Annotated in this window: 14 protein-coding genes and 1 pseudogene; all 15 read right to left on the bottom strand. The window is 67.4% G+C overall.

Annotated features, from left to right (window positions below; all coding sequences use genetic code 11):
* Nucleotides 1–124: 124 nt before the first annotated feature.
* Nucleotides 125–1,036: a UDP-3-O-acyl-N-acetylglucosamine deacetylase gene (gene lpxC, locus J2X70_RS12070; protein ID WP_025876575.1), complete on the bottom strand. Its 912-nt coding sequence runs from the start codon at nt 1,034–1,036 to the stop codon at nt 125–127.
* Nucleotides 1,037–1,207: 171 nt separating this feature from the next.
* Nucleotides 1,208–2,443: a cell division protein FtsZ gene (ftsZ, locus tag J2X70_RS12065; RefSeq protein WP_025876577.1), complete on the bottom strand. Its 1,236-nt coding sequence runs from the start codon at nt 2,441–2,443 to the stop codon at nt 1,208–1,210.
* 164 nt (nt 2,444–2,607) lie between these two features.
* Nucleotides 2,608–3,843 (bottom strand): cell division protein FtsA, encoded by a 1,236-nt coding sequence (gene ftsA, locus J2X70_RS12060; RefSeq protein ID WP_025876580.1) that lies wholly within the window; start codon nt 3,841–3,843, stop codon nt 2,608–2,610.
* Nucleotides 3,844–3,911: 68 nt separating this feature from the next.
* A pseudogene (locus J2X70_RS12055) lies at nt 3,912–4,589 on the bottom strand (cell division protein FtsQ/DivIB); the annotation flags it as partial.
* The gene (locus J2X70_RS12050; protein WP_059066018.1) at nt 4,586–5,590 is read right to left on the bottom strand and encodes a D-alanine--D-alanine ligase; all 1,005 of its coding nucleotides are present in this window, start codon (nt 5,588–5,590) and stop codon (nt 4,586–4,588) included. The gene J2X70_RS12050 and the pseudogene J2X70_RS12055, both read right to left, overlap by 4 nt.
* Nucleotides 5,587–7,023: a UDP-N-acetylmuramate--L-alanine ligase gene (gene murC / locus J2X70_RS12045; RefSeq protein ID WP_025876586.1), complete on the bottom strand. Its 1,437-nt coding sequence runs from the start codon at nt 7,021–7,023 to the stop codon at nt 5,587–5,589. The genes J2X70_RS12050 and murC overlap by 4 nt, the downstream gene beginning before the upstream one ends.
* A 40-nt stretch (nt 7,024–7,063) precedes the next feature.
* The gene (gene murG, locus J2X70_RS12040) at nt 7,064–8,152 is read right to left on the bottom strand and encodes an undecaprenyldiphospho-muramoylpentapeptide beta-N-acetylglucosaminyltransferase (RefSeq protein WP_080150008.1); all 1,089 of its coding nucleotides are present in this window, start codon (nt 8,150–8,152) and stop codon (nt 7,064–7,066) included.
* The gene (ftsW, locus tag J2X70_RS12035) at nt 8,149–9,468 is read right to left on the bottom strand and encodes a putative lipid II flippase FtsW (RefSeq protein ID WP_025876590.1); all 1,320 of its coding nucleotides are present in this window, start codon (nt 9,466–9,468) and stop codon (nt 8,149–8,151) included. The genes murG and ftsW overlap by 4 nt, the downstream gene beginning before the upstream one ends.
* A complete protein-coding gene (mraY, locus tag J2X70_RS12030) occupies nt 9,468–10,553 on the bottom strand; it encodes a phospho-N-acetylmuramoyl-pentapeptide-transferase (RefSeq protein WP_025876592.1) in 1,086 nt (361 codons plus the stop codon). The genes ftsW and mraY overlap by 1 nt, the downstream gene beginning before the upstream one ends.
* Nucleotides 10,543–11,937 carry a UDP-N-acetylmuramoyl-tripeptide--D-alanyl-D-alanine ligase gene (gene murF, locus J2X70_RS12025; protein WP_032974908.1) on the bottom strand — a complete coding sequence of 465 codons (1,395 nt, stop codon included), beginning with the start codon at nt 11,935–11,937 and terminating at the stop codon, nt 10,543–10,545. The genes mraY and murF overlap by 11 nt, the downstream gene beginning before the upstream one ends.
* Nucleotides 11,934–13,442 (bottom strand): UDP-N-acetylmuramoyl-L-alanyl-D-glutamate--2,6-diaminopimelate ligase, encoded by a 1,509-nt coding sequence (locus tag J2X70_RS12020; RefSeq protein ID WP_025876596.1) that lies wholly within the window; start codon nt 13,440–13,442, stop codon nt 11,934–11,936. The genes murF and J2X70_RS12020 overlap by 4 nt, the downstream gene beginning before the upstream one ends.
* Nucleotides 13,439–15,283: a penicillin-binding protein 2 gene (locus J2X70_RS12015; RefSeq protein ID WP_025876598.1), complete on the bottom strand. Its 1,845-nt coding sequence runs from the start codon at nt 15,281–15,283 to the stop codon at nt 13,439–13,441. Before J2X70_RS12015 ends, J2X70_RS12020 begins: the two co-directional genes overlap by 4 nt.
* Nucleotides 15,280–15,543, bottom strand: a complete 264-nt coding sequence (gene ftsL / locus J2X70_RS12010) for a cell division protein FtsL (protein ID WP_025876599.1) — start codon at nt 15,541–15,543, stop codon at nt 15,280–15,282. The genes J2X70_RS12015 and ftsL overlap by 4 nt, the downstream gene beginning before the upstream one ends.
* Nucleotides 15,540–16,508, bottom strand: coding sequence for a 16S rRNA (cytosine(1402)-N(4))-methyltransferase RsmH (gene rsmH / locus J2X70_RS12005; protein WP_263929421.1), 969 nt, complete (start codon nt 16,506–16,508; stop codon nt 15,540–15,542). Before rsmH ends, ftsL begins: the two co-directional genes overlap by 4 nt.
* Before the next feature lie 14 nt (nt 16,509–16,522).
* Complete coding sequence (gene mraZ / locus J2X70_RS12000; RefSeq protein ID WP_025876601.1) at nt 16,523–16,969, bottom strand: division/cell wall cluster transcriptional repressor MraZ; 447 nt, start codon at nt 16,967–16,969, stop codon at nt 16,523–16,525.
* Between the last annotated feature and the right edge of the window lie 270 nt (nt 16,970–17,239).

The raw sequence follows: 17,239 nt of genomic DNA, 5'->3' as shown, positions 1-17,239 counted from the left end.
CAAAACCGTGACCTCGGCCCGGCCGTCGCGTCACCAACTGCGCCAGTGCGTCAAACAACGCCGGAAACGCAGACGCCGCCCTGGAAGGCGGCGTTTTTGCATTAAAATTCAACAACTTGTGAAATCAGGCATAGGCCGGTGTGGCGTACACCACCGGGTCCGGCACGGCCGGCGAGTCGTAAGTGACCCATTCCCAAGCGGTGGCATCGGCCATCAACGCCCGCACCAGCTTGTTGTTGAGCGCGTGGCCGGACTTGAAGCCCTCGTAGGCACCCAGCACCTGGCCGCCGGCCAGATAGAGGTCGCCGATCGCGTCAAGAATCTTGTGGCGCACGAATTCGTCGGCGTAGCGCAGTCCGTCTTCGTTGAGCACGCGGAACTCGTCGAGCACGATGGCGTTGTCCATCGAACCGCCCAGGCCGAGATTGCGCTCGCGCATGTATTCCAGGTCGCGCATGAAGCCGAAGGTGCGCGCGCGGGAGATTTCCTTGGTGTAGGCCATCGTCGAGAACTCGATTTCCTGGCGCGACTGCTTGGCCGGGATCATCGGGTGGTCGAACTGGATGGTGAAGCCCAGCTTGTACCCCTCGTACGGGGTAAAGCGGGCCATCTTGTCGCCCTCGGTCACTTCCACGGTCTTCAGCACGCGGATGAAGCGCTTGGGCGCATCCTGTTCGACGATGCCTGCCGACTGCAGCAGGAACACGAACGGGCCGGACGAACCGTCCATGATCGGCAGCTCGGCCGAGGACAGTTCGACGATGATGTTGTCCACACCCAGGCCGGCCAGGGCCGACATCAGGTGCTCGACGGTCTGGATCTTGGCGTCGTTGCAGGTCAGGCCGGTGCACAGGGTCACTTCGGTGACCAGTTCGGCCTTCGCAGGCACTTCCACGACCGGGTCCAGGTCCACGCGCCGGAACACGATGCCATGGTTGACCGGCGCCGGGCGCAGGGTCATGTAGACCTTGTCGCCGCTGTGCAGGCCTACACCGGTGGCGCGGATCGTGTTCTTGAGGGTGCGTTGCTGGATCATGGGGGACGACCGGAAGTGACACAGTAGATTAACACGCAGGGTCCCCTACCCCGGCTGAAACGCCGGTGGGACGCGCGTGAAGCAGGGCAGCCGGGCCCATCCTGGCCCGGCGCCCGCGTTTTCAGGACATGGTGGCGCAACCCGGGGGGGACAAGCCCCGGGCAGCGTCGATCAGTCCGCCTGGCGGCGCAGGAACGCCGGGATGTCCAGGTAATCGTTCGGCAGTTCCGCCGCGGCCGGGGCCGAGGAGGCCGGAGCCGACGGGGTGGAAGCTGCCACGCTGTCGCTGCTGGCACGACGCAGGCCCAGGCCCATGCCGCCGACGGCCTTGGACACCGCATCGCCGCCGTTGTCAAACTCGCCGAACTCCGGCTGGCCGGTGGTGGCGTTGCGGACCAGCTTGATCGGTGCACGCTCACCCGGACGCTGGGTCTTGCTGGCCGAGACGCGGTTCAGGCCCGTGGCGACCACGGTCACGCGCACTTCGTCCTGCATGTCCGGATCGAGCACGGTACCCACCACCACGGTCGCGTCTTCCGAAGCGAAGCCGTCGATGGTGCGGCCGATCTCGTCGAACTCGGCCATGGTGAAGTCGGCACCGGCGGTGATGTTGACCAGGATGCCGTTGGCGCCAGCCAGGTTCACATCGTCCAGCAGCGGGTTCTGGATGGCCGACTCGGCCGCGGCCTGCGCGCGGTCATCGCCGCGGGCGGTACCGGTACCCATCATCGCCAGGCCCATTTCGGACATGACGGTGCGCACGTCGGCGAAGTCGACGTTGATCAGGCCCGGACGCACGATCAGGTCGGCGATGCCCTGCACGGCGCCCTGCAGCACGTCGTTGGCGGCACGGAAGGCCTGGATCATGGTCGCGTTGCGACCCAGCACGGTGATCAGCTTCTCGTTGGGGATGGTGATCAGCGAGTCGCAGTGCTGGCTCAGCTCTTCGATGCCCTTCAGCGCGACCTGCATGCGGCGGCGGCCTTCGAACGGGAACGGCTTGGTGACCACGGCCACGGTCAGGATGCCCATTTCCTTGGCCAGCTGTGCCACCACCGGCGCAGCGCCGGTACCGGTGCCACCGCCCATGCCAGCGGTGATGAACACCATGTCCGCGCCCTGCAGCGCGTCCATGATGCGCTCACGGTCTTCCAGCGCAGCCTGGCGGCCGACTTCCGGATTCGCGCCTGCGCCCAGGCCCTTGGTGACATTGGTACCCAGCTGCAGCTGCAGCTTGGCACCACAATTCTTGATGGCCTGCGAGTCGGTGTTGGCGGTGATGAATTCCACACCATCCACTGCCGAGTTGACCATGTGCGCCACGGCATTGCCGCCGCCGCCGCCCACGCCAACCACCTTGATCACCGCATTGGGTGCCATCTTTTCGATCAGTTCAAAATGCGCCATGTCCGTGTCCTCGTTGTATCCGCTTTCGATTGCATGGGCGTTCGGGCGTCCTGCCTTCGTGCTGCATGCCGTCGTTGCGGCTGTGTGGGTTATGAGTGTTGCCGGTGTAGCGTCGTGTTGCCGGTGTTGCAGCCGGGCAGCGCCCGGGTGGTACAGGTGCCGCGTCAGAATTCGCCGCGGAACCAGGTCTTGAGTTTCTTGAACATGCTTCCAGCGCGGCCGGTCGGCAGCGACGGCCGGCGCGGATGCTCGATCTGGCTGCCCATCAGCAGCAGGCCTACGCCGGTGGCATGCACCGGGTTGCCCACCACTTCGCCCAGCCCGGTAACGTGCTGCGGGATGCCCACGCGTACCGGCATCTGCAGCATTTCCTCGGCCAGTTCGACCACGCCTTCCATCTTCGAGGCACCACCGGTCAGCACCATGCCGGCGCGCACCAGTTCCTCGAACCCGGAGCGGCGCAGTTCGGCCTGCACCATTTCGAAGATCTCTTCGTAGCGGCCCTGCACGGCCTGCGCCAGCGCGTGGCGCGGCATGCGGCGCGGCGGACGATCACCGACCGACGGCACCTGGATGCTTTCCTCGGCGGTGGCCAGCTGGGCCAGGGCGCATGCATAGCGCACCTTGATCTGCTCGGCTTCCGGGGTCGGCGTGCGCAGCATGTGCGCGATGTCGTTGGTCACGTGGTCGCCGGCGATCGGCAGCGAGGCGGTGTGGCAGATCGCGCCCTGCACGAACACTGCGATGTCGGTGGTGCCGGCGCCCATGTCGACCAGCACCACGCCCAGCTCGCGCTCGTCGGCGGTCAGCACCGCCACGCTGGACGCCAGCGAGGACAGCACCAGGTCGTCCACCTGCAGGCCGCAGCGCTGCACGCACTTGCTGATGTTGGCCGCGGCCGACTGCGCGCACACCACTAGGTGCGCATGCACCTCCAGGCGCACGCCGGTCATGCCGACGGGATTGCGGATGCCTTCCTGCGAATCATCCAGCACGTACTCGCGCGGGATCGCATGCAGGATCTTCTGGTCGGCCGGAATCGCCACTGCCTTGGCCGCATCGAGCACGCGATCCAGGTCGCCCCAGGTCACTTCGCCGTCGCGGATCGGCACGATGCCGGGCGAGTTCTTGCACTGCACGTGGTTGCCGGAAATGGAGGCATACACCGAGCGGATCTCGCAGCCGGCCATCAGCTCGGCTTCTTCGACCGCACGCTGGATCGACTGCACGGTCGATTCGATATCCACCACCACGCCGCGCTTGAGGCCGCGCGACTCATGGGAGCCGATGCCGATCACTTCGATCGGGTTGCCCGGCGAATACTCGCCCACCAGCGCCACCACCTTGGAGGTGCCGATATCCAGGCCGACGATCAGCGATTTGTCACCCTTGCGATTCATGTTCTTTCCTGCGTCCTTCTTGCCGGGGTGCCCGGTGCATTGGCCGGGGCGGCCGGAGTGCCCCAGCTCAGCGTGAAACCATTGGTATATCGGAGGTCGGCGCGCTCGATCGGCGCGGCCTGGTTGGCCAGCTGCGGCAGCACGCGCACGAAGCGCTGCAGGCGCGAGCGGGCATCGTCGCGGCCGACCACCACTTCAGTGCCGTTGCTCAGCAGCAGCGACCAGCTGCCGCGCGCGTCCATCGTCAGCCGGCGCACGTCGACGCCTGCCGGCGCGAACAGCGCGCGCGAATCGTTGTACAGCTTGACCACTTCCTCGGTCTGGCTGTCCGGGCCATCCAGCTCGGGCAGCTGCAGGTCGGCCAGCTTCTTAGGCGTGGGGAACAGCTTGCCCTGCTCGGACAGCAGGCGATCTTCGCCCCAGCGCGCGAACGGCTTGTGCTCGACCAGCGTCACTTCCAGCACGTCCGGCCACTGCTTGCGCACCTGCGCGCTTTCCACCCACGGCAGCTTTTCCAGTGCGTCCTGCGCGTCCTGCAGCTTGACCGCGAAGAAGCCGGCATGCGCATACGGCAGCAGCACCTGCTGCAGCTGTTCCGGCGGCACCCGCTTGAACTCACCGTGCACGCGCAGCTTCGCCAGCGGCCAGCGCTCGGCGCCGACCCAGCCATTGACCACGGCCACCACCGGCAGTGCAACCACCGACAGTGCCAACAGCCAGACGAAGATGCGCAGCACCGCGTTCATGCGTGCGATGCCTCCAGGGTCTGTTCCAGCACGCGCCACACCAGCTCTTCGAAGCTGATACCGGCCTGCCCGGCCGCCTTGGGCACCAGCGAGTGGCTGGTCATGCCCGGCGCGGTGTTCACTTCCAGCAGGAAGAAGCGGCCGCTGCTGCGGTCACGCATCACGTCGACGCGACCCCAGCCACGGCAACCGGCCGCGCGGAAGGCAGCCAGCGCGATGCGGCGGATCTCGTCTTCGTCATCACCGTCCAGGCCCGGGCACAGGTACTGGGTGTCTTCGGCGATGTACTTGGCGTTGTAGTCGTACCACTGGCCCTTGGGCACGATGCGGATCGACGGCAGCGCAACGTCGCCGAGGATGGCCACGGTCAGTTCGTCACCGACCACCATCTGTTCCATCAGCAGCTGGCCGTCGTAGCGCGCGGCCAGGGCCACGGCTTCGTCCAGGCCGGCGTCGTCGGTGACCCGGCTGATGCCCACGCTGGAACCCTCGTTGGCCGGCTTGACCACCACCGGCAGGCCGAGCTCGGCCGCCAGCGCGTGGACATTCTTTTCGGCCGCTCCCGGCATCCTGCCTCCCGCGGCACTCGTACCTCCGTGTACTTCGCGGTACTGCGGGGTCGGCAGGCCCAGCGACAGCCACACCTGCTTGGTGCGGATCTTGTCCATGCTCAACGCCGAGCCCAGCACGTTGGAGCCGGTGTACGGCACGCCGAAGGCCTCCATCAGGCCCTGCACGATGCCGTCCTCACCACCACCATTGTGGCCGTGCAGGATGTTGAACACGCGATCGATGCCGCCGGCCGCCAGCGCCTTGGCCAGCGCCGGAATGCCATCGATGGCGATGGCATCGACGCCGCGCGACTGCAGGGCTTCGAGCACGTTGCGGCCCGAATCCAGCGACACTTCGCGTTCGCTGGAGCTGCCACCGAGCAGCACGGCGACGCGGCCGAACGCGGCCGGGTCGGTGCTGCGCAGCGGCGGGAAGGTCAGCGTGCTCACGCCTCGCCCTCCGCCTTGAAGCCTTCCACGGCAATGTGGCTGGCGACGGCGCCGATGTCGCCGGCACCCATCATCAGCAGCAGGTCGCCGTCCTGCAGCACGTCCGGCAGCACGGTGGCCAGCTCGGATGCCTTGCCAACCACCACCGGCTCGCTGCGGCCGCGCGCACGGATGGCGCGGGCCAGTGCATGCGAATCGGCGCCGGCGATCGGCTCTTCACCGGCCGGGTAGACCTCGCTCAGCACCAGTGCATCGACACTGGACAGCACCGCGGCGAACTTGTCGAACTGATCACGGGTACGGCTGTAGCGGTGCGGCTGGAAGGCGACCACCAGGCGCTTGTCGGCCCAGCCACCACGCGCGGCGGCGAACACCGCTTCCAGCTCGCTCGGATGGTGGCCGTAGTCGTCGATGATGCGGACCTTGGCACCGCTGGCGGTGGTCACTTCGCCCAGGTCATTGAAGCGGCGACCGACGCCAGCGAAGCTGGCCAGTGCACGCGCGATCGTGTCCGGGGCCACGCCCAGCTGCCAGCCGACCGCCGCAGCGGCCAGCGCGTTGAGCACGTTGTGCTTGCCCGGCAGCGCCAGCACCACTTCCTGGCTGGTGCCCTGCGGCAGGCGCAGGGTGAAGCGCATGCGCGAACCTTCCTGCACCACGTTCTCGGCGCGCACGTCGGCCTGCGGGCTCATGCCGTAGCTCATCACGTGGCGCGGGGTCTTGGCGGCCAGTGCGGCCACTTCCGGATCGTCGATGCACAGCACTGCCAGGCCGTAGAACGGCAGGCGCTGCAGGAACTCGGCGAACGCCGCCTGCACGCGGGCGAAATCGTTGCCGTAGTTCTCCAGATGATCGGAATCGATGTTGGTGATGATCGACATCAACGGATTCAGGCGCAGGAAGCTGCCGTCGCTCTCGTCGGCCTCGGCCACCAGCCACTGGCCACCACCGAGCTTGGCGTTGGCACCGGCCGCCAGCAGCTGGCCACCGATCACGAAGGTCGGGTCCAGCCCACCCTCGCTCAGCACCGCAGCGGTCAGGCTGGTGGTGGTGGTCTTGCCGTGCGTGCCGGCCACGGCGATGCCGCGGCGGAAGCGCATCAGTTCGGCCAGCATCGCCGCGCGCGGCATGATCGGAATGCGCTGGCTGCGCGCTTCCATCAGCTCCGGGTTGTCTTCGCGGATCGCGCTGGAGACCACCACGCAGTCGGTGCCCAGCACGTTGGCGGCCGAGTGGCCGCGCATGATGCGCGCGCCCAGGCCGGCCAAGCGGCGGGTCGCGACGTTGTCGGCGTTGTCCGAACCGGACACTTCGTAGCCCAGCGTCAGCATCACTTCGGCGATGCCGCTCATGCCGGTGCCGCCGATGCCGACGAAATGCACGCGCGGGAACGCGCGCACCAGATCGTTGGTGTCATGCAGGCGGCGGATCATGCGCGGCCTCGCGCAGGGCAGGCGCTGGAGCGTGCCTTCTTCATACAGCTTCCTCGAGAATGATATCGGCGATGCGCTCGGCGGCATCGACCTTGGCCAGGGCACGCGCGGCTTGCGCCATCTGCATGCGGCGGGCGGGATTTTCGGACAGATCACGCAGCAGCGCGGCAATGCCGTCTGCCAGCGTTTCGTCCTGCTTCAGCAATACGGCTGCATCGCGCTCGACCAGGTACTCCGCATTGCGGGTCTGGTGATCGTCGACAGCAGCGGGGAATGGCACCAGCACGCTGCCGATGCCGACCGCACAGAGTTCGGCCAGCGTGGACGCGCCGGAACGGCACACCACCAGGTCGGCCCAGGCGAAGGCTTCGGCCATGTCGGCGATGAACGGTGTGACCTCGCCCTGCACGCCGGCCTTGGCATAGGCCTCGACCGCTTCGGCATGCAGCTTCTCGCCGCTCTGGTGACGCACCACCACCGGCACCTGCGCACCCAGGCTGGCCAGTGCCTGCGGCACGCCACTGTTGAGCGCGCGTGCGCCCTGGCTGCCGCCCAGCACCAGCAGGCGCAGCGGACCGCTGCGATCGGCCAGCCGCTGCTGCGGCGGCGCGACGGCGGCGATTTCGGCGCGCACCGGATTGCCCACGAACTCTTCGCGTGCAGCGAAGGTGCCCGGGAAACCGGTCAGCAGGCGGCGCGCGTAGCGCGACAGGATGCGGTTGGTCAGGCCCGGCGCGCGGTTCTGTTCGTGCACGACCAGCGGTAGGCCGTGCAGGCGCGCGGCCATGCCACCGGGGCCGGAAGCGAAGCCACCGAAGGCGACCACCGCACGCGGCTGGCGATCACGAATGATCAGGCCGGCCGCACGCAGCGCGCGCATCAGGCGCCACGGCGCGGCCAGCAGCGCCAGCTTGCCCTTGCCGCGCAGACCGGTGATGGCCAGCGTATCAATGTGGATGTCGTGCTGCGGAACCAGGCGGGTTTCCATGGCGCCATCAGCGCCCATCCAGGTGACCGGCACGCCACGCGCGCGCAGCACGCGGGCCACGGCCAGGCCCGGGAAGATGTGCCCGCCGGTACCACCGGCCAGGATCATCACCGGCCGGTTGTTGTTCTGGGCCGCGCTCATCCGAGCCTCCCGAAGGTGGGTTCGACGCGCGACTGCAGGCGGCTGGTGCCACGCACGGCGGCCGGCTCGGCCGCGGCCGGTTCGGCAGCCATCGGCACGTTCTTCGCCACCGGTGCAGCAGAAGGCTCGGCGGCGGCAGGGCCGGCAACATCGTCGGCAGCGCCCATGCGCACGGCCTGGCGGCGCTCGGCGCGCTTGAGTTCATAGGACACGCGCAGCAGCAGGCCCATCGCCACGCAGGTCATCAGCACCGACGAACCACCCGACGAAATCAGCGGCAGGGTCAGGCCCTTGGTCGGCAGGATGCCCAGGTTCACGCCGATCGAAACGAAGGTCTGCATGCTGATCCACAGGCCGATGCCGAAGGCGATGTAGCCGGAGAAGTGGCGCTTCATTTCCACGCAGCGCATGCCCAGCCAGAAGGTGCGGCCGACCAGCAGTGCGTACAGGGCCACGATCACGCAGGTGCCCAGGAAGCCGAATTCCTCGGCGGTGACCGAGAAGATGAAGTCGGTGTGCGCCTCGGGCAGGTAGTACAGCTTCTGCACCGAATTGCCCAGGCCAACGCCGGTCCACTCGCCGCGGCCCACCGCCATCAGCGCGTTGGACAGCTGGTAGCCGTCGCCCTGCTGGTCGGCCCACGGGTCGAGGAAGGAGGTGATGCGGCGCATGCGGTACGGCTCGATGATCGCCAGCGCGCTCATGCCCACCAGGCCGATCACCACCGGCATCGACATGCGCGGCATGTTCACCCCGCCCAGCACCAGCATGCCGGCGGTGATCGCCAGCAGCAGGGTGGACGAGCCGAAGTCGGGCTGCAGCAGCAGCAGCACCACCAGCGCACCGGCCACGCCCAGCGGCTTGAGCATCGCCGGCCAGGTCGCGTTGACCTCGTCGCGGAAGCGCACCAGGTAGCTGGACAGCCAGACGATGTAGAGCACCTTCACCGCTTCGACCGTCTGGAACTTGGAGATGCCCAGGTTGATCCAGCGGCGGGCACCGTTGACGCTGCTGCCCAGGCCGGGCACGAACACCACCACCAGCAGCGCGAAGCAGCCCAGCAGCAGCATCTGGTTGTACTGCTCGATGGTCTTCAGCTCGGTACGCGCGGCGAAGATGGCCAGCACGATGCCGACCGCCAGGAAGATCAGGTGGCGGTTGAGGTAATAGAACGGGCTGCTCATCAACGCGATCGAGCTGGACGCCACCATCACCACGCCCAGCCCGGTGAGCGCGATCATCGCGCCGAGCAGCCACTTGTCGTAGCTGCCACCGATGGCCTCAAGGCGTGTTGCCTGGTGCGACAGGTCATTCATCAGCGTACCTTCAACGTGGCCAGGCCGATCAGCACCAGCACGACGGAGATGATCCAGAAGCGCACGATCACGCGCGGCTCCGGCCAGCCCTTCAGTTCGAAGTGGTGGTGGATCGGCGCCATGCGGAACACGCGCTTGCCGGTCAGCTTGAACGAGGCGACCTGGATCATCACCGACAGCGTTTCGATGACGAACACGCCGCCCATGATCACCAGCACCAGTTCCTGGCGGGTGATCACCGCGATGGTGCCCAGCACCGCGCCCAGCGACAGCGCGCCGATATCGCCCATGAACACCATGGCCGGATAGGTGTTGAACCACAGGAAGCCCAGCCCCGCGCCGGCGATCGCCGCACAGATGATGACCAGCTCACCGGCGCCCGGAATCTGCGGGATCTGCAGGTAGTTGGCGAACACCGCGTTGCCCGACGCATAGGCGAACACGCCCAGCGCGCAGGCCACCAGCACCGTCGGCATGATCGCCAGCCCGTCCAGGCCGTCGGTCAGGTTGACCGCGTTGGAGAAGCCGACGATCCAGAAATAGGCGATGGCCACGAAGCCGATGCCGGCCAGCGGCAGCGCCACCGACTTGAACATCGGGATGTAGAAGGTCAGCGCCGCCGGTACGTCGGCGGTCTGGAACAGGAAGATGCCCGCAGCCAGGCCGAAGATCGACTGCAGCAGATACTTCCAGCGCGACTTCAGGCCGTTCGGGTCGCGACGGACGATCTTGATCCAGTCGTCGTACCAGCCGATGGCGCCGAAGCACAGCATCACCGCCAGCACCAGCCACACGTAGCGGTTGCGCAGGTCGGCCCACATCAGCACCGACAGGGTGACGGTGAGCAGGATCAGCGAACCACCCATGGTCGGCGTGCCGGCCTTGGAGAAATGGGTCTGCGGACCATCGGTCCGGATCGGCTGGCCGCCCTTGAACTGGGCAAGCTTGCGGATCATCGCCGGGCCGAGCCACAGCGACAGGAACAGCGCCGTCAACGCGGCAAGGATGGCGCGGAACGTCTGGTAGTTGAACAGCCCGAACAGGCTCTCCAACTGCTGCAACCATCGAGCCAGTTCATACAACATGCGGGGATTCCTCTCCTTGCGCCAGCAGCGCTTTGACAATCGTGTCCATGGCGCTGCCACGGGAACCCTTGACCAGGCAGCGCACGCCGGCGTGCAGCGCTTCCTTCAGCGCCTGCGACAGCGCGTCATGGGTGGTGAAATGATGTCCGCCCTCGCCAAACGCAGCGGCGGCAGCGGCGCTGAGCGGGCCCAGCGCATACAGGCGCTTGAGGCCGGCGGCACGCGCGCGGATGCCCGCCTGTGCATGCAGCGCCTCGGCGTCGGCGCCCAGCTCGCGCATGTCACCCAGCACCAGCCAGCCCTCTTCCGGGGCGGCGGCCAGTGCGTCGATGGCGGCGGCCAGCGAACCAGGGTTGGCGTTGTAGCTGTCGTCCACCAGCACCGCGCCGTTGTGCAGCTGATGGGCGATCTGGCGGCCCGGCACCGGCTGCGCTTCCGCCAGGCCGGTGGCCACCAGTGACAGCTCGATGCCGGCGGCAAGCGCCAGGCTGGCGGCGGCCAGCGCATTGCTGATGTTGTGGCGGCCCGGCAGGCCCAGCACCACGCCCGCCTCGCCCATCGGCGTGACCAGGGTGAAGCGGCTGCCCTGCGCACCGGCGCGGATGTCGCGCGCGGTGACGTCGGCGGTGTGTTCCAGGCCATAGCGCAGCACCCGGCAACGTGCCGGGGTACCGATGAAATGCTGTTCGAACCAGCGCCCGTAGGCATCGTCGGCGTTGATCACGGCCACGCCATCGGCAGGCAGCGCGGCGTAGATCGCGCCCTTGGTCACCGCCACGCCGAGCAGGCTGCCCATCCGCTCCAGGTGGGCCGGGGCGATGTTGTTGACCAGGGCATAGCGCGGGCGCGCGATGTCGGTCAGGTAGGCGATGTCGCCCGGCTTGCCGGCGCCCATCTCGTAGACGGCGTAGTCGGCATCTTCCGGTGCGTCGATCACCGCCAGCGGCAGGCCGATCTCGTTGTTGCGGTTGCCCGGGTTGGCGTAGACCACCTTGTGCGCGTGCTGGGCCACCTGCTGCAGGATCGCCAGCAGCAGGCTCTTGACGCTGGTCTTGCCGTTGCTGCCGGTGATGGCGAACAGTTCGGTCGCGCGGTCGCGCTGCATGCCGGCGGCGATCTTCGCCAGCGCGCGCTCGCTGTCGGCCACCAGCACCTGCGGCAGGTCCAGCGGCAGCAGGCGTTCGACCAGCAATGCGCTGGCGCCACGTGCCTGTGCGTCGGCAGCAAAATCGTGGCCGTCGAAGCGTTCGCCACGCAGCGCCACGTACAGGCTGCCCGGGCCAAGGCTGCGGGTATCGTTGCTGACCGCGTCGATGGCCACGTCGTCGCCGTGGATCTCGCCACCGGCCCAGTGTGCGATCAGCGAAAGCAGGGTGCGCTTCATGCGGCGCCCTCCCCGGCCTGAGCGGCCAACACACCGGCCTTCGCAGCCAGCGCGGCGGCCGATACTTCGGTGTCGTCGAAGTCATGCCGCACGCCATTCACTTCCTGATAGGGCTCGTGGCCCTTGCCGGCGATCAGGATGATGTCGCCGGCACCAGCGCGCTTCACCGCCAGGCCGATCGCACGCGCGCGGTTGCGCTGCACGGTCACGGCCGAGGCATCGGTGAAACCGGCCAGGATGTCGGCCACGATCACGTCGCCGTCTTCGCCACGCGGGTTGTCGTCGGTGACGATGACCTGGTTGGCCAGGCGCTCGGCAATGGCAGCCATCTGCGGGCGCTTGCCGGTATCGCGCTCGCCACCGCAGCCGAACACGCAGAACAGCGTGCCCTGCAGGTGGCCGTGCAGGCTGTCCAGCGCCTGTTCCAGCGCGTCGGGGGTGTGTGCGTAATCAACCACCACGGTCGGCAGGCCATCTTCGCCGCCCAGGCGGTTCATGCGGCCACGGATCGGCTGCAGTGCCGACAGCACCTCGGCGATGCGCGGCAGCGGATGCCCCAGCGCATGCAGGCTGCCAGCCACGGCCAACAGGTTGTCCACGTTGAAGCGGCCCAGCAGCGGCGACTGCACCGCAGCGCGCTGGCCGTCGATGACCAGTTCGAAACCGATGCCGCGGCCATCCAGCTGCAGCGCTTCGGCGCGCACGCTGGCACCGTCGGCACCACGCGAGCTCAGGCCGATGGCCTGCACGCCCGCCGGCAGGCCGGCGAACAGCTGGCGACCGAACGCATCGTCAAGATTGATGACCGCCGCCTTCAGGCCCGGGCGATGGAACAGCCGCGCCTTGGCCGCGCCGTAGCTGGCCATGTCGCCGTGGTAGTCAAGGTGATCGCGGGTGAGATTGGTGAACACCGCCACGTCGTAGTGCACCGCATCCACGCGGCCCTGGTCCAGCGCATGCGAGCTGACTTCCATCGCCACCGCGCGCGCGCCATCGTCGCGCAGCTGCGCCAGCAGCGCATGCATCTGCAGCACCAGCGGGGTGGTGAAACCGGTCGGCTCGACCGCACCATAAAGTCCGGCGCCCAACGTGCCGATACTGCCACTGGGCGTACCGAGCAGGTGCCAGGCCTGGGCCAGCAGCTGCACGGTGGAGGTCTTGCCGTTGGTGCCGGTCACGCCAACCATGGTCATCGCCCGCGAAGGCGCGCCATGGAACTGGTCGGCCATTGCCCCCAGACGCGCGCGCAGGTCCGGCACGGCGATGGCATCGGCCGGTGCAGGCAGCTCGGCAGGCGCCGGCGCTTCGAACAGGATGGCGCCGGCACCGGCAGCACGCGCCTGCTCGACAAAACCCAGGCCATGCGCGCCGAAACCGGCGATGGCAACGAAGGCATTGCCGGGGCGCACGGCACGGCTGTCCAGCACCAGGCCGGTCAGAACGGGATCATGGCCCGCCAGGGCCACGTCCGGAAGCAACTGCGAAAGCAACATCGAAGGGCTCATTGCGTGCCTCCCGTGGCGGGCGGCACATGGGGGTGCGCGCTGGGCAGCGCGGCATCGAATTCAGCGGCGGCATCCACCGGCAGTGCGGCTTCGGCCGGCGGCACCGGCAGCACCGAGGCCGAATGTCCGATCTTTCCGGACTGCTGGGCAGCCAGCCACGACTGCAGGTCATCCAGCGGCACGTCCATCAGGCGCAGGGTGCCTTCCATCACGTTGTGATAGACCGGCGCCGACACCAGGCCGCCGTAGAACTTGCCGCCCTGCGGATCGTTGATGACGATGACGGTGGCAAAACGCGGATTGGTGGCCGGCACCACGCCGGCGAACAGCGCGTTGTAGTGGCCGCGCTCGTAGCCACCGGGGCCGGTCTTGCGCGCGGTGCCGGTCTTGCCGGCCACGCGGTAGCCCAGCACCGCCGCCTGCTTGGCGCCGCCCTGGGTGACCACCGTTTCCATCATCGCCACCACCTGCTTGGCGACGTTCTCGTCGATGATCTGCTGGCCTTCGTTGCGCTGGCCCTTGACGAAGGTCGGCGCGATCAGCTTGCCGCCGTTGGCCAGCGCCGAGTACGCGGTGGCGATCTGCAGCGGCGTGACATTCAGGCCATAGCCGTAGGACATGGTCGTCTTGGTCGCGCCGTCCCAGTTGGCGGGGCGCCGCACGACACCGCCGGACTCGCCGGGGAAGCCACTGTGCGGCACCGAGCCGTAGCCGAAACGGCGCACGCCGTCGTAGAACACCTGGTCGGGCATCTTCGCGGCGATCTTGGCCGCGCCGATGTTGGAGCTGCGGGTGATCACACCGGTGACGTTCAGCACGCCGTTGTTGCGCGGCACATCGCGGATGGTGAAACGGGCAACCTGCATGTAGCCCGGGTTTGTATCGATGATGGTGTCCTTGGTCACCACCCCGGACTGCAGCGCGGTGGCGATGGTCAGCGGCTTCATCGTCGAACCCGGCTCGACCAGATCGGTCACCGCGCGGTTGCGGCGCGTGTCCGGCACCGCGCCGTTGAGCGAGTTCGGGTTGTAGGTCGGCAGGTTGACCATGGCCAGGATCTCGCCGGTGGTCACGTCCATGATCACCATCGAACCGCCGGCCGCCTTGTTGGCCACCAGCGCGTTGCGCAGTTCCTTGAAGGCCAGGTACTGGATGCGGCGGTCGATGCTGAGGGTCAGGTCCTTGCCCGGCTCGGCCGCACGCAGCAGATCGCTTTCGACCGTCTCGCCCTTGCGGTTGCGGATCACCCGCTTGCCGCCGGGCTTGCCACGCAGCCATTCGTCGAAGGCCAGCTCCAGGCCTTCCTGGCCACGGTCGTCGATGTTGGTGAAGCCCAGCACGTGCGCCATCGCTTCACCCTGCGGGTAGAAGCGACGGAACTCACGCTGTGCCGCCACGCCCGGAATCTTCAGCGCGACCACGCGCTCTGCCTCGTCCGGATTGATCCGGCGACGCAGGTACATGAATTCCTTGTCCGACTTCTGCGACAGGCGGCTGCTCAGCTCGTCCACCGACATGCCCACCGCCTGTGCCAGCTCGGGGATGCGCTCGGGCGAACGCAGCAGGTCCTGCGGGTTCACCCAGATCGAGGCGACCGGGGTGGACACCGCCAACGGCTCGCCGTTGCGGTCGGTGATCATGCCGCGCGAGGTCTTGATCGGCAGTTCGCGCAGGTAACGCGCTTCGCCCTGGCGCTGGTAGAAGTCGCTGTTGATGATCTGCACGTAGGCGGCACGACCCACCAGCGATACCGAGCACAGGCCGAGCGCCAGGGCCACCCAGCGCAGGCGCTGGCGCAGGTTGAAGGCGTTGCGGGGACGGTTGCGGCCGGTCTTGCTCATGGGCGCACCACCACCACGTCGGCGGCTTCGGGGAACTTCATGCCGAGCTTTTCGCGGGCGATGCTGTCCACGCGGTTGGCTTCGGCCAGGGTCGCCTGCTCCAGCTGCAGGCGGCCGAATTCGATGTTCAGGTCATCGCGTGCACGCTCGGCGCGCGACAGCTCGATGAACGTCTGCCGGTGACGGTGACGCACGAACACGACGCCGATCGCCGAGGCCACGGTGCAGGCCAACAGGATGATCAGCAGCAGCCGGCTCATGCATCGGCCTCCCGCTTCTGGGCCACACGCAGCACGGCGCTGCGGGCGCGCGGGTTCATCGCCAGCTCTTCGTCGGTGGCCTTGATGGCGCCGCCGATCAGGTCCAGGGTCGGCACGAAGGCCTGCGCCTCGGGCAGCCGGCGGTTGGCCGGCGGCGCCTTGGCCAGGCGGTTCATGTACTGCTTGACGATGCGGTCTTCCAGCGAGTGGAAGCTGATCACCGCCAGCCGGCCACCGGGCTTCAGGCGCTCCACCGCCGCGTCCAGGCCGGCTTCGAGGTCGGCCAGTTCGCGGTTGATGTGGATGCGGATGGCCTGGAAGCTGCGCGTGGCCGGATGGATCTTGTCCTTGCCGCGCGGCATCACCGAGGCGATCAGCTCGGCCAGTTCGGCGGTACGGGTGAACGGCTGCCTTTCGCGGCGGGCCACGATGGCGCGGGCGATGCGCCGGCTCTGCCGCTCTTCGCCGTAGGTCCACAGCACGTCGGCGATCTCGCGATCTTCCACGCGGTTGATCCACTGCGCAGCGCTTTCGCCACTGTCCGGGTCCATGCGCATGTCCAGCGGGCCGTCCTTGCCGAAGCTGAAGCCACGCTCGGCCACATCCAGCTGCGGCGAGGACACGCCAAGGTCGAACAGCACGCCATCCAGGCCTTCGGCGGTCTCGTTCCACTGCAGCAGCTGGGCGAAGCTGCCACGGAAGATCGACACGCGCGGGTCCGGCGCGAAATCGCGCTCGGCAACGGCAATGGCTTCCGGATCCTTGTCCATGACCAGCAGGCGTCCCTCGGGACCGAGCTGGGTGAGCACGCCACGTGCATGACCGCCACGACCGAACGTGCCATCCAGATAACGTCCGTTTTCGATCACCCTCAGGCCTTCCAGGACCTGGGTGTACAGGACCGGCAGATGCACCGCCGGCGACTGCGACACCGGAAGGTGACCGGTCTGCGCTTCTGGGCGCATCCGGGCACCCCGGCTCACAACTTCAGGTCGAGCAACCCATCACCCAGATCCTCATCAGACAACGTCTGCTGGATCAGGGCCCGATGCGCCTGCTCGCTCCACAATTCGAATTTGTCGCCCATACCGAGCAATACCGCCTTCTTCTCAATGCCCACCGCACCGCGGTGGCTGGCGGGAATGCTGATGCGACCGTTGCCGTCCAGCTCCAGGTGGGCGGCTGAACCGACCAGCTTCTGCTGCAGCAGACGTACGACGCGCTGTGTGTTGGGTTTGGACATGACGTCGTCGCGTACCCGCTCCCATTCCGACTCGGCGTACAGCCACAGGCAGCCGGATTCGAAGGGGTTGTAGGTCAACACGAGACGGTTGTTGCTGACGCGCGCAACCAGGTCGCGGTGAGCGGTGGGAACCGCCATGCGTCCTTTGTCGTCAACTGTGATGGCCGTCTCGCCCTGGAACACGACGCCTGCACCTTATCCTTCGCCCGGTGAAACATTGAACCACGAAAATCCACAAAACACCCGGATTTCCCTCTGATGCCCACCTTAGCAGCGGCCCAAGGGTTGTCAACAACTTTTCAGCAGGGAAATCGCCAGCCGCATCAATGGTTTGCGCCGATGTTTAGAGAGTTGTTCAAGGTTTATCCACAAGTTGCTGATCCGTCTCAATTTTTGAGATTGAACGGAAGTTCAGGGGTGTGGAGGGCGCGTGAAACATGGGCTGCGCATTCA

The sequence above is a fragment of the Stenotrophomonas sp. 1337 genome (assembly GCF_031455455.1).
GTDB lineage: Bacteria > Pseudomonadota > Gammaproteobacteria > Xanthomonadales > Xanthomonadaceae > Stenotrophomonas > Stenotrophomonas indicatrix.
Note: the sequence above shows the minus strand (reverse complement) of the source record. Positions and strands in the feature narration are given on the sequence as shown.

Bases quoted from the DNA above. Each gene is read 5' to 3' on its own strand.
- ftsL (WP_025876599.1), bottom strand. From the start codon at position 15,543: ATGAGCCGGCTGCTGCTGATCATCCTGTTGGCCTGCACCGTGGCCTCG.
- murF (WP_032974908.1), bottom strand. From the start codon at position 11,937: ATGAAGCGCACCCTGCTTTCGCTGATCGCACACTGGGCCGGTGGCGAG.
- ftsW (WP_025876590.1), bottom strand. From the start codon at position 9,468: ATGAATGACCTGTCGCACCAGGCAACACGCCTTGAGGCCATCGGTGGC.
- J2X70_RS12015 (WP_025876598.1), bottom strand. From the start codon at position 15,283: ATGAGCAAGACCGGCCGCAACCGTCCCCGCAACGCCTTCAACCTGCGC.
- lpxC (WP_025876575.1), bottom strand. From the start codon at position 1,036: ATGATCCAGCAACGCACCCTCAAGAACACGATCCGCGCCACCGGTGTA.
- rsmH (WP_263929421.1), bottom strand. From the start codon at position 16,508: ATGCGCCCAGAAGCGCAGACCGGTCACCTTCCGGTGTCGCAGTCGCCG.
- murC (WP_025876586.1), bottom strand. From the start codon at position 7,023: ATGATCCGCCGCCTGCATGACACCAACGATCTGGTGCGCGCGTTCCCG.
- ftsA (WP_025876580.1), bottom strand. From the start codon at position 3,843: ATGAATCGCAAGGGTGACAAATCGCTGATCGTCGGCCTGGATATCGGC.
- J2X70_RS12020 (WP_025876596.1), bottom strand. From the start codon at position 13,442: ATGAGCCCTTCGATGTTGCTTTCGCAGTTGCTTCCGGACGTGGCCCTG.
- ftsZ (WP_025876577.1), bottom strand. From the start codon at position 2,443: ATGGCGCATTTTGAACTGATCGAAAAGATGGCACCCAATGCGGTGATC.
- mraY (WP_025876592.1), bottom strand. From the start codon at position 10,553: ATGTTGTATGAACTGGCTCGATGGTTGCAGCAGTTGGAGAGCCTGTTC.
- murG (WP_080150008.1), bottom strand. From the start codon at position 8,152: ATGAGCGCGGCCCAGAACAACAACCGGCCGGTGATGATCCTGGCCGGT.